This window comes from Nocardioides sp. JCM 18998 (genome assembly GCF_055391535.1).
This window is the reverse complement of the sequence record NZ_AP043886.1, coordinates 577,418-602,406: the sequence shown is the minus strand read 5'-3', so window position 1 is coordinate 602,406 and position 24,989 is coordinate 577,418. Positions and strand designations below refer to the sequence as shown.

Annotated in this window: 36 protein-coding genes; 33 read left to right on the top strand and 3 right to left on the bottom strand. The window is 66.9% G+C overall.

All coding sequences use genetic code 11. The features are described 5' to 3' along the window. Positions 1-3 precede the first annotated feature (3 nt). The 5 genes from ACZ5L9_RS02860 to ACZ5L9_RS02840 all read left to right on the top strand — a co-directional run bounded on the left by ACZ5L9_RS02860 (position 4) and on the right by ACZ5L9_RS02840 (position 5,905). Positions 4-1,041, top strand: a complete 1,038-nt coding sequence (locus ACZ5L9_RS02860; protein ID WP_464533568.1) for a LacI family DNA-binding transcriptional regulator — start codon at positions 4-6, stop codon at positions 1,039-1,041. Positions 1,042-1,270: 229 nt separating this feature from the next. After that, positions 1,271-2,623: an ABC transporter substrate-binding protein gene (locus ACZ5L9_RS02855; RefSeq protein WP_464533564.1), complete on the top strand. Its 1,353-nt coding sequence runs from the start codon at positions 1,271-1,273 to the stop codon at positions 2,621-2,623. After that, positions 2,623-3,615 (top strand): carbohydrate ABC transporter permease, encoded by a 993-nt coding sequence (locus ACZ5L9_RS02850; RefSeq protein WP_464533559.1) that lies wholly within the window; start codon positions 2,623-2,625, stop codon positions 3,613-3,615. The genes ACZ5L9_RS02855 and ACZ5L9_RS02850 overlap by 1 nt, the downstream gene beginning before the upstream one ends. Next, the gene (locus ACZ5L9_RS02845; RefSeq protein WP_464533557.1) at positions 3,612-4,508 is read left to right on the top strand and encodes a carbohydrate ABC transporter permease; all 897 of its coding nucleotides are present in this window, start codon (positions 3,612-3,614) and stop codon (positions 4,506-4,508) included. The genes ACZ5L9_RS02850 and ACZ5L9_RS02845 overlap by 4 nt, the downstream gene beginning before the upstream one ends. Beyond that, positions 4,505-5,905: a GH1 family beta-glucosidase gene (locus tag ACZ5L9_RS02840; RefSeq protein ID WP_464533553.1), complete on the top strand. Its 1,401-nt coding sequence runs from the start codon at positions 4,505-4,507 to the stop codon at positions 5,903-5,905. Before ACZ5L9_RS02845 ends, ACZ5L9_RS02840 begins: the two co-directional genes overlap by 4 nt. Positions 5,906-6,028: 123 nt before the next feature. Here ACZ5L9_RS02840 and ACZ5L9_RS02835 read toward each other — a convergent pair whose 3' ends face one another. The 3 genes from ACZ5L9_RS02835 to ACZ5L9_RS02825 form a co-directional block, all read right to left on the bottom strand. Next, on the bottom strand, positions 6,029-6,964 hold the full coding sequence (locus ACZ5L9_RS02835; RefSeq protein ID WP_464533551.1) for a carbohydrate ABC transporter permease: 936 nt from the start codon (positions 6,962-6,964) through the stop codon (positions 6,029-6,031). Positions 6,965-7,013: 49 nt separating this feature from the next. Next, positions 7,014-7,970 (bottom strand): carbohydrate ABC transporter permease, encoded by a 957-nt coding sequence (locus ACZ5L9_RS02830; RefSeq protein WP_464533546.1) that lies wholly within the window; start codon positions 7,968-7,970, stop codon positions 7,014-7,016. Positions 7,971-8,074: 104 nt separating this feature from the next. Then, positions 8,075-9,418 (bottom strand): ABC transporter substrate-binding protein, encoded by a 1,344-nt coding sequence (locus ACZ5L9_RS02825; protein WP_464533542.1) that lies wholly within the window; start codon positions 9,416-9,418, stop codon positions 8,075-8,077. Between the two features lie 616 nt (positions 9,419-10,034). On the opposite strand from ACZ5L9_RS02825, the gene rpsJ reads away from it, so the two are divergent. From rpsJ to rpsM, 28 genes are all read left to right on the top strand, one after another. After that, complete coding sequence (gene rpsJ / locus ACZ5L9_RS02820; protein WP_008360994.1) at positions 10,035-10,343, top strand: 30S ribosomal protein S10; 309 nt, start codon at positions 10,035-10,037, stop codon at positions 10,341-10,343. Between the two features lie 10 nt (positions 10,344-10,353). Next, complete coding sequence (gene rplC, locus ACZ5L9_RS02815) at positions 10,354-11,010, top strand: 50S ribosomal protein L3 (RefSeq protein ID WP_464533538.1); 657 nt, start codon at positions 10,354-10,356, stop codon at positions 11,008-11,010. A 2-nt stretch (positions 11,011-11,012) separates the two neighbouring features. Then, positions 11,013-11,687 (top strand): 50S ribosomal protein L4, encoded by a 675-nt coding sequence (gene rplD, locus ACZ5L9_RS02810; RefSeq protein WP_464533534.1) that lies wholly within the window; start codon positions 11,013-11,015, stop codon positions 11,685-11,687. Next, entirely contained in the window at positions 11,684-11,989 is a 306-nt protein-coding gene (gene rplW, locus ACZ5L9_RS02805; protein ID WP_464533531.1) for a 50S ribosomal protein L23, read from the top strand. Before rplD ends, rplW begins: the two co-directional genes overlap by 4 nt. A 27-nt stretch (positions 11,990-12,016) precedes the next feature. Then, positions 12,017-12,853, top strand: coding sequence for a 50S ribosomal protein L2 (rplB, locus tag ACZ5L9_RS02800; protein ID WP_464533527.1), 837 nt, complete (start codon positions 12,017-12,019; stop codon positions 12,851-12,853). A 5-nt stretch (positions 12,854-12,858) separates the two neighbouring features. Continuing rightward, positions 12,859-13,140 (top strand): 30S ribosomal protein S19, encoded by a 282-nt coding sequence (gene rpsS, locus ACZ5L9_RS02795; protein WP_107700753.1) that lies wholly within the window; start codon positions 12,859-12,861, stop codon positions 13,138-13,140. Continuing rightward, complete coding sequence (gene rplV, locus ACZ5L9_RS02790; protein WP_464533523.1) at positions 13,137-13,562, top strand: 50S ribosomal protein L22; 426 nt, start codon at positions 13,137-13,139, stop codon at positions 13,560-13,562. The genes rpsS and rplV overlap by 4 nt, the downstream gene beginning before the upstream one ends. Then, complete coding sequence (rpsC, locus tag ACZ5L9_RS02785; protein WP_464533518.1) at positions 13,562-14,380, top strand: 30S ribosomal protein S3; 819 nt, start codon at positions 13,562-13,564, stop codon at positions 14,378-14,380. The genes rplV and rpsC overlap by 1 nt, the downstream gene beginning before the upstream one ends. A gap of 5 nt (positions 14,381-14,385) precedes the next feature. Further along, entirely contained in the window at positions 14,386-14,805 is a 420-nt protein-coding gene (gene rplP / locus ACZ5L9_RS02780) for a 50S ribosomal protein L16 (protein ID WP_464533514.1), read from the top strand. Beyond that, the gene (rpmC, locus tag ACZ5L9_RS02775) at positions 14,805-15,065 is read left to right on the top strand and encodes a 50S ribosomal protein L29 (RefSeq protein ID WP_464533512.1); all 261 of its coding nucleotides are present in this window, start codon (positions 14,805-14,807) and stop codon (positions 15,063-15,065) included. Before rplP ends, rpmC begins: the two co-directional genes overlap by 1 nt. Next, positions 15,062-15,328 carry a 30S ribosomal protein S17 gene (gene rpsQ, locus ACZ5L9_RS02770; protein WP_464533510.1) on the top strand — a complete coding sequence of 89 codons (267 nt, stop codon included), beginning with the start codon at positions 15,062-15,064 and terminating at the stop codon, positions 15,326-15,328. Before rpmC ends, rpsQ begins: the two co-directional genes overlap by 4 nt. A 196-nt stretch (positions 15,329-15,524) precedes the next feature. Further along, positions 15,525-15,893: a 50S ribosomal protein L14 gene (rplN, locus tag ACZ5L9_RS02765; protein ID WP_464533508.1), complete on the top strand. Its 369-nt coding sequence runs from the start codon at positions 15,525-15,527 to the stop codon at positions 15,891-15,893. Continuing rightward, complete coding sequence (rplX, locus tag ACZ5L9_RS02760) at positions 15,893-16,255, top strand: 50S ribosomal protein L24 (protein ID WP_464533506.1); 363 nt, start codon at positions 15,893-15,895, stop codon at positions 16,253-16,255. Before rplN ends, rplX begins: the two co-directional genes overlap by 1 nt. Position 16,256: 1 nt before the next feature. Further along, positions 16,257-16,826, top strand: a complete 570-nt coding sequence (rplE, locus tag ACZ5L9_RS02755; protein ID WP_464533504.1) for a 50S ribosomal protein L5 — start codon at positions 16,257-16,259, stop codon at positions 16,824-16,826. Position 16,827: 1 nt separating this feature from the next. Further along, positions 16,828-17,013 (top strand): type Z 30S ribosomal protein S14, encoded by a 186-nt coding sequence (locus ACZ5L9_RS02750; protein WP_017932844.1) that lies wholly within the window; start codon positions 16,828-16,830, stop codon positions 17,011-17,013. 74 nt (positions 17,014-17,087) lie between these two features. Beyond that, positions 17,088-17,495, top strand: coding sequence for a 30S ribosomal protein S8 (rpsH, locus tag ACZ5L9_RS02745; RefSeq protein ID WP_225282798.1), 408 nt, complete (start codon positions 17,088-17,090; stop codon positions 17,493-17,495). Between the two features lie 28 nt (positions 17,496-17,523). Next, positions 17,524-18,063: a 50S ribosomal protein L6 gene (rplF, locus tag ACZ5L9_RS02740; protein ID WP_464533502.1), complete on the top strand. Its 540-nt coding sequence runs from the start codon at positions 17,524-17,526 to the stop codon at positions 18,061-18,063. After that, positions 18,063-18,446 (top strand): 50S ribosomal protein L18, encoded by a 384-nt coding sequence (rplR, locus tag ACZ5L9_RS02735; protein ID WP_464533500.1) that lies wholly within the window; start codon positions 18,063-18,065, stop codon positions 18,444-18,446. Before rplF ends, rplR begins: the two co-directional genes overlap by 1 nt. Before the next feature lie 32 nt (positions 18,447-18,478). Further along, positions 18,479-19,105 (top strand): 30S ribosomal protein S5, encoded by a 627-nt coding sequence (gene rpsE / locus ACZ5L9_RS02730; RefSeq protein WP_464533497.1) that lies wholly within the window; start codon positions 18,479-18,481, stop codon positions 19,103-19,105. Then, the gene (gene rpmD, locus ACZ5L9_RS02725) at positions 19,105-19,287 is read left to right on the top strand and encodes a 50S ribosomal protein L30 (RefSeq protein WP_225282794.1); all 183 of its coding nucleotides are present in this window, start codon (positions 19,105-19,107) and stop codon (positions 19,285-19,287) included. Before rpsE ends, rpmD begins: the two co-directional genes overlap by 1 nt. 1 nt (position 19,288) lies before the next feature. Continuing rightward, entirely contained in the window at positions 19,289-19,729 is a 441-nt protein-coding gene (rplO, locus tag ACZ5L9_RS02720; RefSeq protein WP_464533495.1) for a 50S ribosomal protein L15, read from the top strand. Positions 19,730-19,881: 152 nt separating this feature from the next. Beyond that, complete coding sequence (gene secY / locus ACZ5L9_RS02715) at positions 19,882-21,186, top strand: preprotein translocase subunit SecY (RefSeq protein WP_464533493.1); 1,305 nt, start codon at positions 19,882-19,884, stop codon at positions 21,184-21,186. After that, entirely contained in the window at positions 21,186-21,761 is a 576-nt protein-coding gene (locus ACZ5L9_RS02710) for an adenylate kinase (RefSeq protein WP_464533491.1), read from the top strand. Before secY ends, ACZ5L9_RS02710 begins: the two co-directional genes overlap by 1 nt. Positions 21,762-21,772: 11 nt before the next feature. Then, on the top strand, positions 21,773-22,585 hold the full coding sequence (gene map, locus ACZ5L9_RS02705; protein ID WP_464536790.1) for a type I methionyl aminopeptidase: 813 nt from the start codon (positions 21,773-21,775) through the stop codon (positions 22,583-22,585). 78 nt (positions 22,586-22,663) lie between these two features. Beyond that, positions 22,664-23,701: an LLM class flavin-dependent oxidoreductase gene (locus ACZ5L9_RS02700; protein ID WP_464533488.1), complete on the top strand. Its 1,038-nt coding sequence runs from the start codon at positions 22,664-22,666 to the stop codon at positions 23,699-23,701. A 218-nt stretch (positions 23,702-23,919) separates the two neighbouring features. Beyond that, on the top strand, positions 23,920-24,141 hold the full coding sequence (gene infA, locus ACZ5L9_RS02695; RefSeq protein ID WP_026145687.1) for a translation initiation factor IF-1: 222 nt from the start codon (positions 23,920-23,922) through the stop codon (positions 24,139-24,141). A 29-nt stretch (positions 24,142-24,170) separates the two neighbouring features. After that, the gene (gene rpmJ / locus ACZ5L9_RS02690) at positions 24,171-24,284 is read left to right on the top strand and encodes a 50S ribosomal protein L36 (RefSeq protein ID WP_004008316.1); all 114 of its coding nucleotides are present in this window, start codon (positions 24,171-24,173) and stop codon (positions 24,282-24,284) included. 268 nt (positions 24,285-24,552) lie between these two features. Further along, complete coding sequence (rpsM, locus tag ACZ5L9_RS02685; protein WP_464533486.1) at positions 24,553-24,930, top strand: 30S ribosomal protein S13; 378 nt, start codon at positions 24,553-24,555, stop codon at positions 24,928-24,930. The last annotated feature ends 59 nt before the right edge of the window (positions 24,931-24,989 follow it).

The window sequence follows — 24,989 nt, the reverse complement described above, 5'->3', positions numbered from 1 at the left end:
CTCGTGACAGAGTCCAAGGGGCCGGCCAAGGGGCCTCGCGCCGTGACCCTCGAGGAGGTCGCTCGCCAGGCCGGCGTGTCCCGCGCGACCGCCAGCCGGGTGCTGCGCGGCGCCTCCAACGTGAGCCCCGCGGCGGTCGCGGCCGTCGAGCGTGCCGCGAGCGAGGTCAACTACACGCCCAACCTCGCGGCGCGATCGCTGGTCACCGGCCGCAGCGACTCGATCGCGTTCCTGGTCAACGAGACCGAGGAGCGACTCTTCACCGAGCCCTTCTTCCTCGCGATGCTCCGCTCGAGCCAGGCCGCCGTCACCGAGCGCGGGCTCCAGCTCAACTTCGCGATCGCCTCCACACAGGCGCAGTGCGACCGGTTCCTCGCCTACGCCAGCGGCGGGCACGTCGACGGCGTCCTGCTGCTCTCGGTCCACGGCGACGACGACCTCCAGGTGCGACTCGAGGCCGCCGGCGTCCCGACGGTGCTGAGCGGGCGCCCCTACTCCGAGGCGCCGGTCTTCTTCGTCGATGCCGACAACGTCGCGGGCGGGAGGATCGCGACGGCCCACCTGATCGACATCGGGCGCACGACGATCGCGGCCGTCACGGGCACCCTCGACCTCACCGCGGCCCAGGACCGTCTCGTCGGCTATCGGGCGGCCTTCGCCGACGCCGGTCGGGTGATCGATGAGGACCTCGTGGAACCGGGCGGGTTCAGCATCTCCGAGGGGTACGAGGCGGCGACCCGGCTGCTTGCGCGTCGTCCCGACGTCGATGCCATCGTCGCCGGCTCCGATCTCGCGGCCCTCGGCGTCATCCGTGCGGTGCGGCATTCCGGCCGGCGGGTTCCGGAGGATATCGCGGTGATCGGCTTCGACGACATCAGCGGGGCCGCCGAGAACGATCCGCCGCTGACCACGATCCGGCAGCCGATGGACGACCTCGGCGCCACCATGGCGCGCGTCCTGCTGGCGCGTCTCGACGGCGCCGAGGACGGGCCGCGCGGCGTCGTGCTGCCCGTGGAGCTGGTCGTCCGTACCTCCGCGTGAGCACGTCCCTGTGCGTCCGCCTGTACGTCCGCCTGTGCGTCCCCCGAGGGGCCGCGGCGGGTCGGGGCTGCCACGCGCGGGTTGCTGGACGGTTGCCTGAAGGTCACGGTCCGGTAACGGCGTGAGAGCGTTCTCAGCGAATTCTTGACATGTGACGCCCTTCACGTCCAGTATTCCAGTCGCGGTGTGAGAGCGCTCTCACCGACTGGAAGAACTCAGGAGTGGATGAATGCGTCTCAACAACACGCGTCGCCGCGCGATGGCGTCGGTTGCCGCACTGGTGACCGCCGGCACGCTCGCCCTCACCGGCTGCGGAAGCGACAACTCTGACTCGAACGCGAAGGCCTCGGCCGACGCCGGCCCCTGTGGCACCAAGGACAACATCACGCTGACCGTCGGCCTGTTCGGCACCTTCGGCTTCAAGGAAGCCGGCATGTGGGACGCCTACCACCAGGTGTGCCCGAACGTGACGGTCAAGGAGGACGACGTCGAGCAGTCGGCCGACTACTGGACGAAGCTCAAGACGCGCCTCGCGTCCGGCAGCGGCCTGGACGACGTCCAGGGCATCGAGATCGGCTTCGTCGGCGATGTCGTGAAGAACCACGCGGACCAGTTCGTCAACTGGAACACGGTCCCGAACGCCGCCGCGGACAAGGCCGAGTTCTACCCGTGGAAGTGGGACATGGCGTCCACCTCCGACGGCGCCACCACCGTGGGCCTCGGCACCGATGTCGGCCCCGAGTCGATCTGCTACCGCAAGGACCTCTTCCAGAAGGCCGGCCTGCCGACCGACGACGCGACCCTCACCAAGGACTTCGCGACCTGGCAGGGCGTCATCGACCTGGGCAAGCAGTACGAGGCCTCCTCGACCAAGCAGGCCAACTCGCACTTCATCGACTCGGTCAACTCCATCTTCAACGGTGCCGTGTACCAGGGCACCGAGGCCTACGACAACAGCTCCAACGACCCCGACGTCGAGAACAGCGATGGCGTGAAGACGGCGTGGGACCTCGCGACCCAGGCCGCCGACGCCAAGATCTCCGCCGGTCTGCCGCAGTGGCAGGACCCGTGGAACAAGGCCTTCTCCGACGGCTCCTTCGCGGCGCTCTCCTGCCCGACCTGGATGATGGGCTACATCACCAGCCAGGCCGGCGACGCGGGCAAGGGCAAGTGGGCCGTCGCCCCGGTCACCCCGGGTGGCTCGGCCAACTGGGGTGGCTCGTGGCTCGGCGTTCCGAAGGCCTCGAAGAACCAGGCCGCCGCGATCGCGCTCGTCGAGTGGCTCTCCACCAAGGAGAACCAGATCAAGATGTGGACCGACGGTGGTCACTGGCCGTCGAACCAGCAGGCCGCTGAGGACCCGACCGTCGCCAACGCGACCAGCGACTACTTCGGTGGTCAGAACATCGGCAAGATCTACGGCAACATCGCCAAGAACATCACGATCCCGCCGACCGGCCAGTTCGACACCCAGATCCAGTCGGCCATCAACGCGCAGCTGACCAACGTCGAGACCAAGGGCACCAACCCGGACGACGCCTGGAAGGCCGCCCTCGACGCCGTCAAGCAGATCACTGGCTGATGACGTCAACGCTTACCACGGAGCCGGCGGCGGGAGATCTCTCCCGCCGCCGGCCCCGGCGTACTCCCGGCGGCACGCCGAAGCGTCGCTCGGCGGGTAGCCGGATCGCCTACGTCTACATCCTCCCGTTCTTCCTCGTCTTCGCGGCGTTCAGCGTCTACCCGTGGTTGGACACGGCATGGGTCTCGCTGCACAACGTCCGCCTGTCGACGTACGACCAGCAGGAATGGGTCGGCCTGGCCAACTACAAGGACCTGCTGACCAACCACTACTTCTGGAACGCGTTCCGGAACACGCTCACCATCGGCATCATCTCCGCGGTGCCGCAGCTGGTGATCGCGCTCGGCATCGCGCACCTGCTCAACCACAAGCTCCGCGGCCGCACGTTCTTCCGCGTCGCGATCCTGATGCCGTACGCCACCAGCCTGGCGGCCGCGACGGTCATCTTCCTCGAGCTCTACAGCCCCCAGTACGGCCTGATCAACTGGGCGCTCGACCTCGTGCACCTGCCTCGCGTCGACTGGCAGGGCTCGAAGTGGCCCGCGCAGTTCGCGATCGCCTCGATCGTGATGTGGCGCTGGACCGGCTACAACGCGCTGATCTTCCTCGCCGGCCTGCAGGCCGTCGACCAGGAGCTCTACGCGGCCGCGTCCGTCGACGGTGCCGGCAAGTGGGGCCAGTTCCGTCACGTCACGCTGCCCGGTCTGCGCCCGACCATCATCTTCGCGATCGTGGTCTCGACGATCGGCTCGGCGCAGCTCTTCGGCGAGCCGCTGCTGTACCACGGCGGCCTGCCCGACGGCGGCACCCAGAACCAGTACCAGACCCTCGGCCTGCTGATGTACCAGCAGGGCTGGGCCAACGACCGCCTCGGTCTCGCCTCGGCGACAGCGTGGTCGATGTTCGTGATCATCCTGCTGGCGGTCCTCGCCAACCTGCTGATCTCGCGTCGCCGTGAGAACCGCGGTATCAAGAAGGGGGCCGTCCGATGAGCGAGCGGCAGATGCAGGTCAGCGTGGTCGCCGCCGCGCCCGCGACCACGAAGAAGCGGAAGAAGAAGCTGCACGGCGCGCTCGAGGCGGGTCGTGGGACGTACGTCCTGGTCAGCCTGGTCGCGCTCGTCTCGATCTTCCCGCTCTACTACACGATCGTGATGGCGTCGCACACCAACGCCGAGATGGCCGCCAGCCCGCCGCCGGCGTTCCCGAACACCTCGATCTTCTCCAACATCCACAAGGCGCTGGAGATGGCCCCGCTCAACAAGGGCCTGATCAACTCCGTCATCGTCTCCGGCTGCATCACCGCCGGCACCGTGGCGCTGTGCACCCTGGCCGGCTTCGCCTTCGCGAAGCTGAAGTTCAGGGGCAGCAACGTCCTGCTGGGCGTCTGCATCGGCACCATGATGGTCCCGACCCAGATGGGCGTCATCCCGCTCTACATGCTGATGGCGAAGTGGGGTCTGGCCGGGCACCTGAGCTCGGTCATCCTGCCGACCCTGGTCACCGCCTTCGGCGTCTTCTTCATGCGCCAGTACATCTCCAAGGCTGTCCCGGACGAGCTGATCGAGTCCGCCTACATGGATGGTGCGAGCACCACCAAGGTCTTCCTGCAGATCGTCGTCCCGGCCGTGCGCCCGGCGATGGCGGTCCTCGGCATGCTGACCTTCCTGACGGCCTGGAACGACTTCTTCTGGCCGCTCATCACCCTCAACTCGCAGAACCCGACCATCCAGGTCGCGTTCCAGAGTCTTGCCAGTGGCTTCGCGCCGCAGCAGTCGATCATCATGGCAGGGACGCTCTACGGCACCGTTCCGGTGCTCATCGTCTTCGCCCTACTCGGACGCCAGATCGTTGGCGGCATCATGGAAGGAGCGGTCAAGGGATGACCCGTCGTTTTCCTGAAGGTTTCGTGTGGGGCGTCGCTGCGGCGTCCTACCAGATCGAGGGCGGTGCGACCGAGGGCGGTCGCGGCCCGAGCATCTGGGACACCTTCTCGCACACCCCGGGCAAGGTCGTCGCCGGTGACACCGGCGACGTCGCCTGCGACCACTACCACCGCTGGGAGTCCGACCTCGACCTGATGGCCGAGCTCGGCTTCCACAACTACCGCCTCTCCATCGCGTGGCCGCGCGTCATGGCGGACGGCAAGACGCTCAACAAGGAGGGTCTGGACTTCTACGACCGCCTGGTCGACGGCATGCTCGAGCGCGGCATCAACCCGCTGGCCACGCTCTACCACTGGGACCTGCCGCAGGCGCTCGACCAGGGCGAGAGCCACGGCTGGCTGGACCGTACGGTCACCGACCACTTCGCCGAGTTCGCTCGCGTGGTGGGGGAGCGACTGGGCGATCGGCTCAGCGCCGTCACCACGCTGAACGAGCCGTGGTGCTCGGCGTACCTCGGCTACGGCAGCGGCGAGCACGCGCCGGGCCTGACCGACAACTCGCTGTGCTACCCGGTCGCGCACCACCTCAACCTGGCGCACGGCAAGGCCGTCCAGGCGCTGCGCTCGGTGTTGCCGGCGACCACCGGTGTCTCGGTGACCCTCAACATCCACCAGCTCGAGCCCGCCTCCGACTCGGCGGAGGACCTGGCCGCCACCCAGCACCTCGACCTCCTCGCCAACCGCATCTGGCTTGACCCGATGCTGAAGGGCGGCTACCCGGCCGAGCTGCTGGAGACGACCAGTCACCTCACCGACTGGTCGTTCCTCAAGGACGGCGACGAGGCGATCATCCACCAGCCGATCGACTTCCTCGGGGTCAACTACTACAACCCCCAGCGGATCGCGGCGCCGACGCCGGGCCAGGCGACCTTCCCGGGCACGGACCGGGCCGCCAGCATCGGCTACGGCCCGGACGTCCCGACCACCATCATGGGCTGGCCGATCGTCTCGTCCGGTCTCACCGACCTGCTGGTGCGGCTGCACAACGACTACGGCGTGCCGCTGCAGGTGACCGAGAACGGCATCTCGAGCGAGGAGACCCTCGACCCGCAGGCCGTCGCGGATGCCGAGGCCGACGAGTCGACCGTCGCGGTCCACGACACCGAGCGCGTGGACTACCTGCGCGATCACCTCGGCGCCGTGCTCGACGCGGTCGACAAGGGCGTCGACGTCAGCGGCTACTACGCGTGGTCGGTGATGGACAACTTCGAGTGGGCCTGGGGCTACGCGAAGCGGTTCGGCATCATCCACGTCGACTTCCCGACCCAGACGCGCCACCCGAAGGACTCCGCGTTCTTCTACTCCGGCGTGATCGCGGCCAACGCGCTCGACATCTGATCCGTCGCGTTCGCTGCGCCCAGGCGCTGTGCGTGCTCCCTCCGTTCTAGCGGTCGCGCACAGGGAAACGGCCCGCCATCCACTCGGGGATGGCGGGCCGCCCGCATTTCCACCTCCCGGCGTTCAGCCCTTCACGGAACCGGCCAGCAGCCCTCGTACGAAGAACCGCTGCAACGCGATGAAGACGATCATCGGGATCACCATCGAGACGAACGCACCGGCGGTGAGCAACGGCCAGTCCTGGCCGCGGGTGCCGGTGAGATCGGTGAGGGCCTTGGTCAGCGGTGGTGTGGACTGACTGAAGATCATCGCGACCAGCAGGTCGTTCCACACCCACAGGAACTGCAGCACGCCGAACGCCGCGATCGCGGGCGTCATCAGCGGGAGCATGATCCGGGAGAAGATCTGGACATGGCCGGCGCCGTCGACGCGCGCGGACTCGATCAGCTCGCCGGGGATCTCGCGCATGAAGTTGTGCAGCAGGAAGATCGCCAATGGCAGCGCGAAGATGGTGTGCGAGAGCCACACCGAGTAGAGCCCGCCCGCCGGCGGGTTCTGGCCGCCGTGGATCGGCATCAGGTTGAACGGCGGCTTGTTGTAGAGCTTCAGCAGCGGGATCAGGCACACCTGGATCGGGACGATCTGCAGCGCGAAGACCAGCACGAAGAGCAGGTTCTTCCCCGGGAACCGCATCCAGGCGAAGGCGTACGCCGCCATCGTGGCCAAGAAGATCGGGATGATCACCGCCGGCAGGGTGATCACGATCGTGTTGACCAGGTTGCCGGTCAGGTCGTTCTGCGAGCCCGAGGAGAGCACCGCACGGTAGTTGTCGAGTGTGAAGCGGGGGCTGGTGAAGATGTGCCACCAGCCGGTGGTCTTCACGTCGGTCTCGGGGCGGAAGGACGAGATCAGCAGCCCGGCCGTGGGCACCGTCCACACCACCGCGAGCACGATGGCCGCCAGCGACGCCCACGGTGAGGTCAGCGCCTGCTTGGCAGCGCCGGGGGTCGAGACGACCGGTGCCTCGGCCATCGCCCCTTCGGGTACGACGGTCGTCATCGGGGTCCCCGTTCGGAGCGGAACGAAGTGAGCATTCGAGTGGGGTGGTTCATCGCGCCTCCGCCTTTCGCATCTGCCGGACGTTGTAGACCACGACCGGGCTGACCAGGACGAAGATCAGCACCGCGACGACCGCGGCGGTGGCGTTCTGGCCCTGGGACTGCCGGATGTAGAAGTCGTAGGCGAGCACGTTGGTGTGCCACGCGCCGCCCGCGCCGATGCTCTGCACGATGTCGAACGCCTTGAGCGTCGAGATCGTGATGGCGGTGAGGACCACGATGATCGTGGGTCGGATGCTCGGCACGGTGATGTAGCGGAACATCTTCATCCCGCCGACGCCGTCCAGCCTGGCCGCCTCGACGATGTCGGTGGGGATCGCCTTGATGGAGGCGGAGAGCACCGTCATCGCGAAGCCGGTCTGGACCCAGACCATGATCGCGATCAGGTACAGGCTGTTCCAGGGCGAGCTGTTGAGGTCCTGGTACCACGAGTGGTTGTCGCCCAGGCCGAGCGTGCCCGAGACCGCGTTGAGCAGACCGATGTTCGGGGCGTAGACGAACTTCCAGATGATCGAGGCGCCGACCAGGGAGATCGCCATCGGCAGGAAGATGAGCGCCTTGGCGAACTTCTCGAAGGCGGCCCGGTCGATGAGGACCGCGTACGTCAGCCCGATCCCGGTCGAGGCCAGCGGGGTCACGACGACCCACAGAGCGGTCGTGTAGAGCACCTTGATCTCGGCGCTGCTGCCGAAGATGGTGTGGTAGTTGTCCAGGCCGACCCACTTGTGGCCGAGGTTGTCGCGGAACGACCAGATGATGGTGTTGATCGCCGGGTAGAGCAGCCCGACGACGATGAGGAAGACCGCGGGCAGCAGGAACGCCGCCGTCTGCACGAGCTCGCCGCGCCGTGAGCGGAGCCGCTGGGTGAGCAGCAGGATCGCGGCGACGACAGCGAAGAAGAGCACGATGGCGATCCCCATCTGGAGGAACTTCTCGCCGTTGGACATGGCACTCCTGACTGTTCGAAGGGGAGAACGGGACAGGGCCGGGTCGCACGGTCTGGCCGTACGACCCGGCCCGTCGGCTCAACGGGGAGCCGACTCAGGGTCCGTCAGGAGGCGGGCCAGGACGCCTCGATGTTGTCGAGGGTGTCCTTGGTGCTCTGGCCGGAGATCCAGTTGGTCATCTCCTTCCAGAACGTGCCCGCGCCCACCGCGCCCGGCATGGCGTCCGAGCCGTCGAAGCGGAACACCGCCTTCGGGTCGGCCAGGATCTGCGCCGAGAGCTTGTCGATCGGGCTCGTCAGGTTGTTGACGTCCAGCCCCTTGTTGGCGCTGAGCCAGCCGCCGTCGGGCGTCGCCTTCGCCTTCTCGTTGGCCCACACGTCGGTCGACAGGTAGGTCTGGAAGGCCTCGGTGGCGGGATTGTGGTTGAACGCCGCCACGAACTCGCCGCCACCCTCGACCGGCTGGCCCTTCGACGCGTCGATGGTGGGCTCGTAGTAGGCGTAGACGTCGCCGTCCGGCCCGACCTTGGTGCCCGCCGGCCAGTTGGCGGCGTAGAACCCGGCCATCTGCATCATCGCGCACTTGTCGGAGAGGATCGGCAGACCCGCATCACCGAAGGCGGTGCCGGCGATCGACTTCACGTCACCGAACCCGGCATTGACGTACTTCGAGTTCTTGAGGATGTCCCCGACCTTGTCCAGCGCGGTCGCGACCTGCGGATCGTTGAACGGGATCTTGTGCGACACCCAGTCGTCGTAGACGTCGGGCCCGGCGGTACGCAGCATCAGCTCCTCGAGCCAGTCGGTGCCCGGCCACCCGGTGGCCGAGCCGGACTCGAACCCGGCGCACCACGGCTTCATCTTCCCGCTGGCGGCGATCTTGTCGGACAGCTTGATCAGGTCGTCCCACGTGGTCGGGATCGTCCAGCCGTTCTTCTTGAACGTGGCGGGGGAGTACCAGATGAACGACTTCACGTTCGCGCCCAGGGGAGCGGCGTAGAACGTGCCGTCGACGGTGCCGTAGTTCTTCCAGTCGGCGCTCCAGAACTTGTCCACGTTGTCCTGGACGTCCTTCGGCGGCTCGACGACGGTCCCGGTGTCGACGAGCTGCTTGAGCAGACCCGGCTGCGGAACGTACGCGACGTCGGGCAGGTCGTTGCCCTGGGCACGGACGAGGACGTTCGTCTCGAAGTCCTTGTTGGCGTTGTAGGTGATCTTGGCGCCGGTGCACTCGGTGAAGAGCGCGTAGGAGCGCACCTGGGCGTCGCCCTCCGGCGGAGTGATCGAGGTGTACGCCTCGATCGTCTTGCCGGTCAGGTCGCCGTACTGGGACAGCTGGCTCAGGCCGGAGCACTTGGAGTCCTTGGCGCCCGGCCACGTGCCGGAGGCCTTGGTGTCGCTGTTGTCGTCCTTGGCGCAACCGGCCAGGACGATGGCTGCGCTCGCCACGACCGCGACGGCTGCGGCCCCTCGGCGCGTCTTGCCTACTCGCATCTGATCTCTGCCTCTCTCTCTCGATGCAGCGACCGACCGATTCGGCTACGCCGCTCCCTTGTCCCTCCTGATGCAAGCGCCGGGAAACCTTGAGGTCAATACTCAGCGCCCTCTCAGGAATAACAGTTACGTAACGCAGATCACACTGACGTGGGAACGCTCTCATCGCAAGGGGCGTCCGCCGGATTTGGTCTGTGGGTCAACCTCTGACAAGATTCTCGGGTTGCTCCGGTGGACTGCCGGGGTGCGGCACATCTTGATTACTGAATCGCTTCTCCCGTTGAGAGCCCCTCGTGGGCTCGGGTGTCGGTCGGTGGTCAGTCATGTCCGCACCGCGCCGGGAGTCCGATTCGCACCTGACGAACCTGTCGGGGGCTGCCGAAACAACCGCAGAGTGGAGATCCTGGTCAAGGGGCCAGTGTCGCGTGGCGTCAGCCAATAAGAGCGACACGCCCGACCGCGGGGGTCGAAGGTCTGCGGCGGCGGTGAGTAACCGGGCTGGACTGACTCAACCCCGAGGACGTCCTGAGCACGCACGCGGCAACGCTGACGAGAAGGACGAGAGAGACAGATGGCGGGACAGAAGATCCGCATCAGGCTCAAGGCCTATGACCACGAGGTGATCGACACCTCGGCGCGCAAGATCGTGGACACGGTCACCCGCACGGGTGCCAAGGTCGCCGGCCCGGTGCCGCTGCCGACCGAGAAGAACGTGTACTGCGTCATCCGCTCGCCCCACAAGTACAAGGACTCCCGCGAGCACTTCGAGATGCGCACCCACAAGCGCCTCATCGACATCATCGACCCGACCCCGAAGACGGTCGACTCGCTGATGCGTCTCGACCTGCCGGCCGGTGTCGACATCGAGATCAAGCTCTGAGGTTGTTGAGATGACTTTCGAACGCAACGTGAAGGGCCTGCTGGGCACGAAGCTCGGCATGACCCAGTTCTGGGACGAGAACAACAAGGTCGTCCCGGTCACCGTCATCGCGGCGAACACCAACGTCGTGACCCAGATCCGCACCCCCGAGACCGATGGCTACAACGCCGTCCAGGTCGGGTTCGGCGAGATCGAGGGCCGCAAGGTGAACAAGCCGCAGGCCGGCCAGTTCGCCAAGGCGGGCACGACGCCGCGCCGCCACCTCGTCGAGATCCGCACCGCCGACGCCTCGTCGTACACCGTGGGCCAGGAGCTCCCGGTCGACACGTTCGCTGCGGGCACCGAGATCGACGTGACCGGCACCAGCAAGGGCAAGGGCTTCGCCGGAACCATGAAGCGTCACGGCTTCTCCGGTGTCTCCGCCTCCCACGGTGCCCACCGCAACCACCGCAAGCCGGGTTCGATCGGCGCTTGCGCCACCCCCGGTCGCGTGTTCAAGGGCGTCCGCATGGCCGGCCAGATGGGTACTGACACCGTCACCACCCAGAACCTGACCGTGCACGCCGTCGACGCCGAGAAGGGCCTGATCATCATCAAGGGTGCCGTCCCCGGCCCCAAGGGTGGTCTCGTGGTCCTCCGCTCGGCCGCGAAGAAGACGGAGGCCTGATCATGGCTCTGAACACTGTCAAGGTCGACCTGCCCGCCGAGATCTTCGAGGCTCCGGTCAGCGTTCCGCTGATCCACCAGGTCGTCGTCGCCCAGCTTGCCGCTGCTCGCCAGGGCACGCACAAGACGAAGAACCGTGGCGAGGTCTCCGGTTCGGGCGTCAAGCCGTTCAAGCAGAAGGGCACCGGCCGTTCCCGTCAGGGTTCGGTCCGCGCCCCGGAGCACCGCGGTGGTGGCGTTGTCCACGGCCCGACTCCGCGCGACTACAGCCAGCGCACCAACAAGAAGATGAAGGCCGCCGCTCTCAAGGGCGCCCTCTCGGACCGCGCTGCCAACGGCCGCATCCACGTCGCGGACTTCGCGTTCGAGAAGCCGTCGACCAAGGCCGCTGCTGCTGGCCTGGCCGGTCTGACCGAGCGCACCAAGTTCCTCGTGGTCCTGGACCGCGCCGAGGTCGCCGCCTGGCTGTCGTTCCGCAACCTGCCCAAGGTGCACATCGTCGCTGCTGACCAGCTCAACACGTACGACGTGCTGAACGCCGAGGACGTGGTCTTCTCGACCGCCGCCTACTCCGCCTTCACCGGCGTTGAGGTTGCCGCCGCTCCGGCCAAGAAGACCGCCGCGAAGAAGACGGCCGCGAAGAAGGCCGCCGCTGCTGAGTCGGAGGACGAGAAGTGAGCACGCTGCACTACGACCCGCGCGACATTCTGCTCGCGCCGGTGGTTTCCGAGAAGAGCTACGGCCTTCTCGACGCCAACAAGTACACCTTCATCGTCCGCCCGGACGCCAACAAGACCGAGATCAAGATCGCGGTCGAGAAGGTGTTCAACGTCAAGGTGACCTCGGTCAACACGATCAACCGCAAGGGCAAGGTTCGCCGCACCCGGGTTGGCCTTGGCAAGCGCAAGGACACCAAGCGCGCGATCGTGAGCCTCGCCGAGGGTCACCGTATCGACATCTTCGGGGGTCCGGTCGCCTGACCGGGTCTGAGTAAGGACTGAAGACACATGGCTATCCGTAAGTACAAGCCGACCACCCCGGGCCGTCGAGGCTCCTCGGTGGCCGACTTCGTCGAGATCACCCGGACCACCCCCGAGAAGTCGCTGACCGTTCCGCTGCCGAAGACCGGTGGCCGCAACAACCAGGGCCGGATCACCACCCGGCACATCGGTGGCGGTCACAAGCGTGCGTACCGCATCATCGACTTCAAGCGCTACGACAAGGACGGCGTGCCGGCCAAGGTCGCTCACATCGAGTACGACCCCAACCGCACCGCCCGCATCGCGCTCCTGCACTACTTCGACGGCGAGAAGCGTTACATCGTCGCCCCGAAGGGCATCGAGCAGGGCCAGGTCGTCGAGTCGGGTCCGACCGCTGACATCAAGGTCGGGAACAACCTGCCGCTGCGCAACATCCCGGTTGGTACGACCATCCACAACGTGGAGCTCCGCCCCGGCGGCGGCGCCAAGATGGCTCGCTCGGCCGGCAACTCCGCCCAGCTCATCGCTCGTGAGGGCTCGAAGGCCACCCTGCGCCTTCCCTCCGGCGAGATGCGCTTCGTCGACGTGCGCTGCCGCGCCACGATCGGCGAGGTCGGCAACGCCGAGCAGTCGAACATCAACTGGGGCAAGGCCGGCCGTATGCGCTGGAAGGGCGTCCGCCCGACCGTCCGTGGTGTCGTGATGAACCCGGTCGACCACCCGCACGGTGGTGGTGAGGGTAAGACCTCTGGTGGTCGCAACCCCGTGACCCCGTGGGGCAAGCCCGAGGGCCGTACGCGTAAGCGCAAGGCCTCCGACTCGATGATCATCCGCCGTCGCAAGTCCGGCAAGGGTAGGAAGTAACTGACATGCCTCGCAGCCTGAAGAAGGGCCCCTTCGTCGACGGCCACCTCCTCAAGAAGGTGGACGCCGAGAACGAGAAGGGCACCCACAACGTCATCAAGACCTGGTCGCGCCGCTCGATGATCCTGCCGTCCTTCATCGGACACACGATCGCGGTGCACGACGGTCGCAAGCACGTCCCGGTGTTCGTGTCCGACTCGATGGTCGGTCACAAGCTGGGCGAGTTCGCTCCGACCCGCACGTACAAGGGTCACGTCAAGGAAGACCGGAAGGGGAAGCGTCGATGACCGCCACCGAGCGCGTTAAGACCAGCGACCGCCGCCAGTCGCTCCTCGGCGACGAGGTGGGCGCCTTCGCCGTCGCCCGCTACCAGCGCATCACGCCGATGAAGGCTCGCCGGGTCGTCGACCTGGTCCGTGGCCTGCCCGTCGACGAGGCTCTGTCCCTGCTCGCGTTCGCGCCGCAGGCCGCCTCGGAGACCGTCTACAAGGTGCTGGAGAGCGCCATCGCCAACGCCGAGACCACTGAGGGTCTCGACCGCGGCACGCTGGTCGTCTCCGTCGCCCAGGTCGACGAGGGTCCGACCATGAAGCGCTGGCGCCCCCGTGCCCAGGGCCGTGCGACGCGGATCAACAAGCGCACCAGCCACATCACCCTCGCCGTTCAGCCGGCCGAGGTCGTGGCGGCCAAGAAGGGTGGCAAGAAGTAATGGGCCAGAAGATCAACCCGAACGGCTTCCGCCTCGGCATCTCGACGGACCACAAGTCCCGTTGGTACGCCGACAAGCTGTACAAGTCGTACGTCGGCGAGGACGTCGCCATCCGCAAGCTGCTCTCCAAGGGCATGGAGCGGGCCGGCATCGCCAAGGTCGAGATCGAGCGCACCCGTGACCGCGTCCGTGTGGACATCCACACCGCGCGTCCCGGCATCGTCATCGGTCGCCGCGGCGCCGAGGCCGACCGCATCCGTGGCGAGCTCGAGAAGCTCACCGGCAAGCAGGTCCAGCTGAACATCCTCGAGGTCAAGAACCCCGAGGTCGACGCTCAGCTGGTCGCCCAGGGTGTCGCCGAGCAGCTCAGCGGTCGCGTGCAGTTCCGTCGCGCCATGCGCAAGGCCATGCAGACCACGATGCGCTCGGGTGCCAAGGGCATCCGGATCCAGTGCTCCGGTCGACTCAACGGCGCCGAGATGTCGCGCACCGAGTTCTACCGCGAGGGCCGCGTTCCGCTGCACACGCTGCGTGCCGACATCGACTACGGCTTCTACGAGGCCCGTACGACCTTCGGCCGCATCGGCGTGAAGGTCTGGATCTACAAGGGCGAGGTCGCCGGCACCCGTGCCGAGCGTCAGGCTCAGCAGGCTGCGCGCGCCGGTGTCCCCGGCCGCAGCGGCCGGCCGAGCCGCGGCGGTGACCGTCCGAACCGTGGCGGCTCCCGCCCGGCTCGTGGCGAGCGCTCCGAGGCCCCTGCCACCGAGGCTCCGGCTGCTGAGGCCGCCGCCGCCGAGACGACCAGCCAGGAGGCCTGACCGTCATGCTGATGCCCCGTCGCGTCAAGCACCGCAAGCAGCACCACCCGAAGCGCACCGGCGCTGCCAAGGGCGGTACGTCGCTCGCCTTCGGTGACTTCGGCATCCAGGCGCTCGAGGGTCACTACGTGACCAACCGACAGATCGAGTCGGCTCGTATCGCCATGACCCGTCACATCAAGCGTGGCGGCAAGGTCTGGATCAACATCTACCCGGACCGTCCCCTCACCAAGAAGCCGGCCGAGACCCGCATGGGTTCCGGTAAGGGCTCCCCGGAGTGGTGGGTCGCCAACGTCAAGCCCGGCCGTGTCATGTTCGAGCTCTCCGGTGTTCCGGAGGACGTGGCCCGCGAGGCGATGCGCCGCGCGATCCACAAGCTCCCCATGAAGTGCCGTTTCATCACGCGAGAGGCAGGTGAGTTCTGATGGCGAACGACCTGAAGGCTCACGAGCTCGACGAGCTCAACGCCGTCGACCTGGAGGCCAAGCTCCGCGAGGCCAAGGAGGAGCTCTTCAACCTCCGCTTCCAGGCCGCCACCGGCCAGCTGGAGAGCCACGGCCGTCTCCGCACGGTCAAGAAGGACATCGCTCGGATCTACACGGTCCTCCGCGAGCGCGAGCTCGGCATTCGCACCGCCCCGGGCCAGAACGATTCAACGCAGGGCAACGAGGATGGTGCCGCATGACCGAGCAGACCGCTCGCAACGACCGCAAGACCCGTGAGGGCCTGGTCGTCAGCGACAAGATGGAGAAGACCGTCGTGGTCGAGGTCGAGGACCGCGTGAAGCACGCGCTCTACGGCAAGGTGCTGCGCCGCAGCTCCAAGCTGAAGGCCCACGACGAGAACAACGAGGCCGGCATCGGCGACCGCGTTCTGGTCATGGAGACCAAGCCGCTGTCGAAGACGAAGCGCTGGCGCGTCGTCGAGATCCTCGAAAAGGCCAAGTGACATGCGCCGTACGGCGGTCCGAAGCGGACCGCCGTACGGCCTTGTCACGGCGTCGTCTCACGGCGTCGCCAAATTGACCAACGGGTGAGGGCCCGAGGATCATGGATCCTCGGGCCATCGCCCACCAATCCACATCAGTTCGGCCAGGCTCATCTGCCATGTCTGCGGATGAGAACCAGCTCGACAAGGAGAAACAATGATCCAGCAGGAGTCGCGACTCAAGGTCGCCGACAACACGGGTGCGAAGGAGATCCTCTGCATCCGCGTACTCGGTGGCTCTGGGCGTCGCTACGCCGGCATCGGTGACGTCATCGTCGCCACCGTCAAGGACGCGATCCCGGGCGGCAACGTCAAGAAGGGTGACGTCGTCAAGGCCGTCATCGTCCGCACCGTCAAGGAGCGTCGTCGTCCCGACGGCTCTTACATCAAGTTCGACGAGAACGCCGCTGTCATTCTGAAGAACGACGGCGAGCCCCGTGGAACCCGCATCTTCGGCCCCGTGGGCCGCGAGCTGCGCGAGAAGAAGTTCATGAAGATCATCTCGCTGGCTCCGGAGGTGCTGTGATGGCTAAGGGTCTGAAGATCAAGAAGGGCGACACCGTCAAGGTGATCGCGGGCAAGGACAAGGGCGCCGAGGGCAAGGTCATCGCCGTCCACATCGAGGCCGAGCGCGTCGTTGTCGAGGGTGTCAACCGCATCAAGAAGCACACCAAGGTCCAGGACCAGGGTGGCCGCGCGGGCACCACCGGCGGCATCGTCACCACCGAGGCTCCGATCCACGTGTCCAACGTGATGCTGCTCGAGGACGGCAAGCCGGTCCGTACGGGCTCGAAGCGCGTCGCCGTCACCAAGAGTCGCCCCGACGGCTCCACGTACGCCGCCGAGCGCAGCGTCCGTGTCTCGCGCAAGACCGGGAAGGAGATCTGAGATGAGCGAGTCCACCATCGTGCGCTCCACCCCGCGTCTCAAGACCAAGTACCGCGAGGAGATCGCTCCCGCGCTCAAGCAGCAGTTCGAGATCGCGAACGTCATGCAGGTCCCCGGTCTGACCAAGATCGTGGTCAACATGGGTGTCGGCGAGGCTGCTCGTGACTCGAAGCTGATCGAGGGCGCGATCCGCGACCTCACCGCGATCACGGGTCAGAAGCCGCTGGTCAACAAGGCGAAGAAGTCGATCGCCCAGTTCAAGCTGCGCGAGGGCATGCCGATCGGCGCCCACGTCACGCTGCGCGGCGACCGGATGTGGGAGTTCCTGGACCGCCTGCTGGCGACCGCCCTCCCGCGTATCCGCGACTTCCGGGGTCTGAACGGCAACCAGTTCGACGGCCGTGGCAACTACACCTTCGGTCTCACGGAGCAGGTCATGTTCCACGAGATCGATCAGGACAAGATCGACCGTCCGCGGGGTATGGACATCACCCTCGTGACCACGGCCACCAACGACGACCAGGGTCGCGCGCTGCTCAAGGCGCTCGGCTTCCCGTTCAAGGAGAACTGACATGGCGAAGACCGCGCTCAAGGTCAAGGCCGCGCGCAAGCCGAAGTTCGCTGTCCGCGGCTACACCCGCTGCCAGCGCTGCGGCCGCCCGAAGGCTGTGTTCCGCAAGTTCGGCCTGTGCCGTATCTGCCTGCGTGAGATGGCCCACCGTGGCGAGCTCCCCGGCGTGACCAAGTCCTCCTGGTGACCTCTCACCACTAACCGTTGAAGGTCGCGTTCCCGCTGAGGGACGCGAAACCGCTTCGAGAAAGAACACACATCATGACGATGACTGACCCGATCGCAGACATGCTTACTCGTCTGCGCAACGCCAACCAGGCGTACCACGACGCGGTGTCCATGCCTTACAGCAAGCTGAAGCAGGGCGTCGCCGAGATCCTCAAGCAGGAGGGCTACATCACCTCGTTCGAGGTCGCTGAGCCCGCCGAGGGCGAGGTCGGCAAGACGCTGACCATCACCCTGAAGTACGGCCGCAACCGTGAGCGCTCGATCGCCGGCGTCCGCCGCATCAGCAAGCCCGGTCTGCGTGTCTACGCCAAGCACACCGGTCTTCCGAAGGTGCTGGGCGGCCTGGGCGTCGCGATCATCTCGACGAGCCAGGGTCTGCTGACCGACCGCCAGGCGAACCAGAAGGGCGTGGGCGGCGAAGTCCTCGCCTACGTCTGGTGACCTGAGACCGAGATAGGAGAACAGAAGCATGTCGCGCATTGGCAAGCTCCCCGTCGCGGTCCCGGCTGGCGTCGACGTCCAGATCGACGGCGCGCTCGTGACCGTCAAGGGCCCGAAGGGCACCCTGAGCCACACGGTCGCCGAGCCGATCACGGTGGAGAAGGGCGACGGCGTCCTCGACGTCCAGCGCCCCGACGACGAGCGTAAGAGCAAGGCCCTCCACGGCCTGACCCGCACGCTGGTCAACAACATGGTCATCGGTGTCACCGAGGGCTACGAGAAGAAGCTCGAGATCGTGGGCGTCGGTTACCGCGTCCTCGCGAAGGGCCCGACGGAGCTGGAGTTCCAGCTGGGCTACTCGCACCCGATCTTCTTCAAGGCGCCGGAGGGCATCACCTTCAGCGTCGAGACCGCCACCAAGTTCGGTGTCGCGGGCATCGACAAGCAGCAGGTCGGCGAAGTCGCCGCCAACATCCGCAAGCTGCGCAAGCCCGAGCCGTACAAGGGCAAGGGCGTTCGTTACGCCGGCGAGAACGTCCGCCGCAAGGTCGGAAAGGCTGGTAAGTGATGGCCATCTCGCTGTCGAACAACAAGCACACCGCTGCCAAGGTCAAGGCGCGTCTCAAGCGCCAGGTCCGCGGTCGGAAGAAGATCTCCGGTACGGCCGAGAAGCCGCGCCTGGTGGTCACCAAGTCGGCCAAGCACCTCAGCGTGCAGGTCGTCGACGACCAGGTCGGCAAGACCATCGCGTACGCCTCCACCATGGAGGCGGACCTGCGTGCCACGGCGGGCGACAAGACCGCCAAGGCCAAGCAGGTCGGCGAGCTGGTCGCATCCCGCGCCAAGGCCGCGGGCATCGAGGCGGTCGTCTTCGACCGTGCCGGCAACAAGTACACGGGTCGCATCGCGGCGCTGGCTGACGCCGCGCGCGAGTCCGGCCTGTCCTTCTGATCGCAAGAGCAGAGAGAGTAGAGGAAAGTCTCATGAGCGGAGCCCAGCGCGGACAGCGTGGTGGCGAGCGCCGTGGGGGCCGTGACGACCGTCGCGGTAACCAGGGTGCCGAGAAGACCGCCTACATCGAGCGCGTCGTTGCGATCAACCGTGTCGCGAAGGTCGTGAAGGGTGGTCGTCGCTTCAGCTTCACCGCCCTCGTGATCGTCGGTGACGGTGAGGGTCTGGTCGGCGTCGGCTACGGCAAGGCGAAGGAAGTTCCCGCGGCGATCGCCAAGGGTGTCGAGGAGGCGAAGAAGGCATTCTTCCGCGTTCCCCGCATCCAGCAGACGATCCCGCACCCCGTCCAGGGCGAGAAGGCGGCTGGCGTCGTCCTCCTGCGTCCGGCCGCTCCCGGTACCGGCGTCATCGCCGGTGGTCCGGTGCGCGCCGTCCTGGAGTGCGCGGGCATCCACGACGTCCTGAGCAAGTCGCTCGGTTCGTCCAACCAGATCAACATCGTCCACGCGACGGTGGAGGCCCTCAAGATGCTCGAGCAGCCTGAGGCCGTCGCCGCCCGTCGTGGTCTCCCGGTCGAGGACGTCGCCCCGGCGGCTCTCCTCAAGGCCCGTGCCGAGGCTGCTGCCCCGGCCGCGCCCGCCGCGGAGGTGTCGGCCTGATGGCTCAGCTGAAGGTCACCCAGAACAAGGGCCTCGTGGGCCTGAAGAAGAACCAGCGCGAGACCCTGCGCACGCTCGGTCTCAAGCGGATCAACGACGTGGTCGTCAAGGAGGACCGCCCCGAGATCCGCGGCATGGTCAACACCGTCCGTCACCTCGTGACGGTCGAGGAGGTCGACTGACATGACGCTCAAGCTGCACGATCTGCGTCCCGCCAAGGGTGCCAAGAAGGCTCGTATCCGCGTTGGTCGCGGTGAGGGCTCGAAGGGTAAGACCGCGGGCCGCGGTACCAAGGGTACGAAGGCTCGTTACCAGGTTCCGGTCGCCTTCGAGGGTGGCCAGATGCCGATCCACATGCGGCTCCCGAAGCTCAAGGGCTTCCGGAACCCGTTCAAGGTGGAGTTCCAGGTGGTCAACCTGGACAAGCTCTCGGAGCTGTTCCCCGAGGGTGGCGCCGTCACCCCCGAGACCCTCGTCGCCAAGGGCGCGGTTCGCAAGAACCAGCCGGTGAAGGTTCTCGGCCAGGGCGACCTGACCGTCAAGGTCGAGGTCAGCGCCGACGCGTTCTCGGGCTCCGCCAAGGAGAAGATCGAGGCCGCCGGCGGAACCATCACGGTTCTCTGAGGTACTGATTCCTAACGCGAGCGCGGCCGGGGTCTGTCGTATGACAGCCCCTGCCGCGCTCGAGTTGTCATGAGGCCTGTTAGGCTCTGCGGGGTTTTCCGCGGCTGACCCTGCAGAGCCCCCCTTGCTGGTTGTCGAAAGAGGAACTACTCGTGCTTGGCGCGTTCGCAAACGCATTCCGCACCCCGGACCTGCGTCGCAAGCTTTTCTACGTCCTGCTGATCATCGTGATCTTCCGGGCGGGCTCGCAGATCCCGGCACCGGGCGTCGACGTCCACAACGTGCGGGAGTGCATCGACCTGACGAAGTCGGGCTCCGGTGCCGGGCTTTACAACCTGGTGAACCTGTTCTCCGGCGGCGCACTGCTGCGGTTGACGATCTTCGCGCTCGGCATCATGCCGTACATCACCGCGAGCATCATCCTGCAGCTGCTGGTGGTCGTGATCCCGCGTCTCGAGGCCCTCAAGAACGAGGGCCAGGCCGGTCAGACCAAGATCACCCAGTACACCCGGTACCTGACGCTGGGCCTCGCGGTCCTCCAGGCGACCGGCATCGTGGCGCTCGCGCGCTCGGGGAACCTGCTCTCCGGCTGCAGCCAGCCGTTGCTGCACGACGACAGCACCAAGACGTTCCTGGTGATGGTCATGACCATGACCGCCGGTACCGCCGTCATCATGTGGCTCGGTGAGCTCGTCACCGAGCGCGGCATCGGCAACGGCATGTCGATCCTGATCTTCACCCAGGTCGTCGCCACCTTCCCGACCACGCTGTGGTCGGTGAAGCAGGAGCACGGCTGGTACACCTTCGCGTTCGTCCTGATCATCGGCCTGGCCATCATGGCCGCGGTCATCTTCATCGAGCAGGCGCAGCGCCGCATCCCGGTGCAGTACGCCCGCCGGATGGTCGGTCGCCGGATGTTCGGCGGCTCGTCCACCTACATCCCGCTCAAGGTCAACCAGGCCGGCGTCATCCCGGTCATCTTCGCCAGCTCGCTGCTGTACCTGCCGGCCATGGCCGCGCAGTTCAACCAGAACAGCGACTCGCGCTGGGTGTCGTGGATCGAGACGTACTTCGTCAAGGGCGACCACCCGATCTACATGGCGGCGTACTTCCTGCTCATCGTGTTCTTCACCTACTTCTACGTCTCGATCACCTTCAACCCGACTGAGGTGGCCGACAACATGAAGAAGTACGGCGGCTTCATCCCCGGGATCCGGGCGGGCAAGCCGACCGAGGACTACCTGTCCTACGTCCTGTCCCGCATCACGTTGCCGGGTGCTCTCTACCTGGGTCTGATCGCGCTCATCCCGCTCATCGCGCTCGCGCTGATCAACGCCAACCAGAACTTCCCGTTCGGTGGCACCTCCATCCTGATCATGGTGGGTGTCGCGCTGGACACGGTGAAGCAGATCGAGAGCCAGCTCCAGCAGCGCAACTACGAAGGATTCCTCCGCTGATGAGGCTGCTGATCATGGGCCCCCCGGGCGCCGGCAAGGGTACGCAGGCGAAGTTCATCGCCGACCACTTCGAGATCCCCGCGATCTCGACGGGCGACATCTTCCGGGCCAACGTCTCGCAGGGCACCCCGCTCGGTGTCGAGGCCAAGCGCTACATGGACGCCGGCGAGTACGTGCCCGACGAGGTCACCAACCGGATGGTCCGCAACCGGATCGACGAGTCCGACGCCGAGCACGGCTTCCTGCTCGACGGCTACCCGCGCACCCTCGCGCAGGTGGAGGAGCTCGACGGGATGATCAAGCACACCGGTCACGTCCTCGACGCGGTCGTGGTGCTGACGGTCGACTCCGAGGAGATCGTGCAGCGGCTGCTGCAGCGCGCCGAGATCGAGGGCCGCGCGGACGACACCGAGGACGTCATCCGTCGCCGCCAGGAGGTCTACGCCGAGCAGACCCACCCGCTGATCGAGGTCTACAAGACCCGTGGCCTGGTGCACGAGGTCGATGGCCTGGGCGATGTCGACGACGTCACCAAGCGGATCTTCGCCTCGCTCGCAGAGACCCGCGAGAGCTGAGTCCGTTGGGCCTGTTGGACCGCGGCATCCAGATCAAGACGCCCGAGCAGATCGACGCCATGCGACGAGCGGGTCTCGTCGTCGGTGAGACGCTCGAGACACTGCGTGCCGCGGTGCGCGCCGGCATCTCCACCCGGGAGCTCGACGCGATCGCGGAGGACTCGATCCGGTCCAAGGGCGCGACGCCGTCCTTCCTGGGCTACCACGGCTTCCCGGGCTCGATCTGTGCGTCGGTCAACGACGAGGTCGTGCACGGCATCCCCGGCGAGCGCGTGCTCGCGGAGGGCGACGTCATCTCGATCGACTGCGGCGCGATCCTCGACGGCTGGCACGGCGACTCGGCCGTCAGCGTCGCCGTCGGCGCGGTCGCCCCAGAGGTGACCAGGCTGATGGAGGTCACCGAGGGCGCGATGTGGCGCGGCATCGCCGCCGCCCGCCTCGGCGGCCGGGTCACCGACATCTCGCACGCCGTCGAGGCGTACGTGAAGCGCAACGGCCGCTACGGCATCCTCGAGGACTACGTCGGTCATGGCATCGGCTCCGAGATGCATCAGGCCCCCAACGTCCCGAACTTCGGGAAGGCCGGCAAGGGCCCCAAGATCGTCGAGGGCCTCGCCCTGGCGATCGAGCCGATGATCACCCTCGGCACCAAGGACTCCTCGGTGCTGGAGGACGACTGGACCGTCATCACCACGGACGGCTCCTGGGCCGCGCACTTCGAGCACACCATGACGGTCACGCCGACCGGGGCCTGGGTGCTGACCGCCCTCGATGGCGGCGAGGAGATGCTCACCCGGCTCGGCGTTCCGTTCGGCGGTCGCTGAGTCCGTCGGTGGCGTCGGCACCCGGGCTGGAGGCCCGCCGGTGGAACAAGGTGGGTGCATGACGGGTTGGGGTGAGACGTGCGCCTGTCTGTCCTCGATCTCGTCCCTGTCCGTACGAACCAGTCGTCCAGCGACGCCCTCGCCGCCACGCTGCGGCTGGCGCGCGAGGCCGATGAGCTGGGCTACACGCGGTACTGGCTGGCCGAGCACCACAACATGCCGGCTGTCGGCTCGACGAACCCGCCGGTCCTGATCGCGCTGGTCGCCGGCGTCACCCGACAGCTGCGGGTCGGCAGTGGGGGAGTGATGCTCCCCAACCATGCGCCGCTCGTCGTCGCCGAGCAGTTCGCCCTGCTCGAGGCAGCCTTCCCCGGTCGGATCGACCTCGGACTCGGCCGCGCTCCGGGCACCGACCCGGTGACGTCGTGGGCGCTGCGGCACGGCGGCCCCGTCGAGCAGGACGCCGCGCAGCACTTCCCCGAGTACGTCGACAACATCCGCGCGATGCTCAGCCGCGACGGCGTCGCGCTCTCGGTCGGCGGGCGCAGCCACGAGTTGCGGGCGACGCCGTCCGCGCAGAGCGAGCCGGTGGTCTGGCTGCTCGGGTCCTCCGACTTCTCGGCCAAGCTGGCGGCCGACCAGGGCCTGCCGTACGTCTTCGCCCACCACTTCTCCGGCAGCGGCACCGGCGAGGCGCTCGAGCTGTACCGCTCCCAGTTCCGCCCCTCCGAGGACCTCGCCACGCCGCAGACCTTCCTCACCGTCAACGCCTCCGTCGCCGAGACCGAGGAGGAGGCCGTACGCCGCGCCCGTCCCCAGCTCCTGACGATGATCGCGCTGCGTACCGGCCAGCCGCTCGGCCCGCTGCGGACGGTCGAGGAGGCCGCCGCGGTGGAGATCCCGGGGGAGCACCGCCTCCTCGGCGAGGCGATGCAGCGGCGCTGGGTGATCGGCACGCCGGCGCAGGCCGCCGCCCAGATCCAGGAGCTCGCCGCGACGTACGGCGTGGACGAGGTGATGGTCAACCCGATCGGGAGCGCCTCGCAGGACACCGATCCCACGACTTCTCCGGCGCGCGAGGAGACCCTGCGGCTGTTGGCCTCCGCGATCTGGTAGAGCGCGGATTGGGCGATCGGTTGCGACCGGGCCTAGACTGTTGTGTCGGCCCAACGTGGGTCTGTCTCGTCGTGTCCAACGGCTGCCCTCACCTGGTGAGGGGAATCGGATCTGGCGAGCGGTTCACGAGGTCCACCGCACGGCGTCGATGACGCGGTGGGGAGGTTCCCGGGTCGAACGGTAGAGCGACTTTATCCGACCAACAGATTGCAGAGGGCATGCCGAAGAAAGAAGGCGTGATCGAGCTAGAGGGCACCATCACGGAGGCCCTGCCGAACGCCATGTTCCGCGTTGAGCTGAGCAATGGCCACAAGGTTCTCGCCCACATCAGCGGCAAGATGCGACAGCACTACATCCGGATCCTCCCCGAGGACCGTGTGGTGGTGGAGCTCTCCCCCTACGACCTGACCCGTGGTCGGATCGTCTATCGGTACAAGTAAGCCAGCCGGAACGATCAGAAAGGGCTGACATGAAGGTCAACCCGAGCGTCAAGCCGATCTGTGACAAGTGCAAGGTGATCCGTCGCCACGGCCGCGTCATGGTCATCTGCGAGAACCCGCGCCACAAGCAGCGCCAGGGCTGACGAGCGAAGGGCCACGTCGAGCTTGCTCGATCGTGGTCTGAGCGAGGAGGTCCCGCCGCGAAGCGGCCGGGCTGATCCGCGGGGCGCGAGCCCCGGGATCTCTCGAGCAGAGCAACAACTGAATCACTCATCGACGTACTAGGTCTCGACAGGCTCGTCCAGCGGACGAGCCGAGACCGAATCACCTCCGGACCAGAGGCCGGAGCCCGGGGCGCCACCCTGAGACGTACGCCGACCGACACCTCTGGCGTGAAAGAGAAGGAACACCATGGCACGCCTCGTTGGTGTCGACCTTCCGCGCGAGAAGCGCGTGGAGATCGCCCTTACGTACATCTACGGCATCGGCCGTACCACCTCCAAGGAGCTCCTGGCTGCGACCGGCGTCGACCCGTCGACCCGCGTCCACGCCCTCTCCGAGGACGAGCTGGTCAAGCTTCAGCGCGAGATCGAGGGTCGCAACCTCACGATCGAGGGTGACCTCCGTCGTGAAGTCCAGGCCGACATCCGCCGCAAGATCGAGATCGGCAGCTACCAGGGTCGCCGTCACCGCATGGGCCTTCCGGTCCGCGGCCAGCGCACCAAGACCAACGCTCGTACCCGCAAGGGCCCGAAGCGCACCGTCGCCGGCAAGAAGAAGGCCAAGTGATCGCTGCGAGCTCTGCTCGCGGTGTGCATCGCCCGCTCGGGCGCTGATCACTCCTTCCT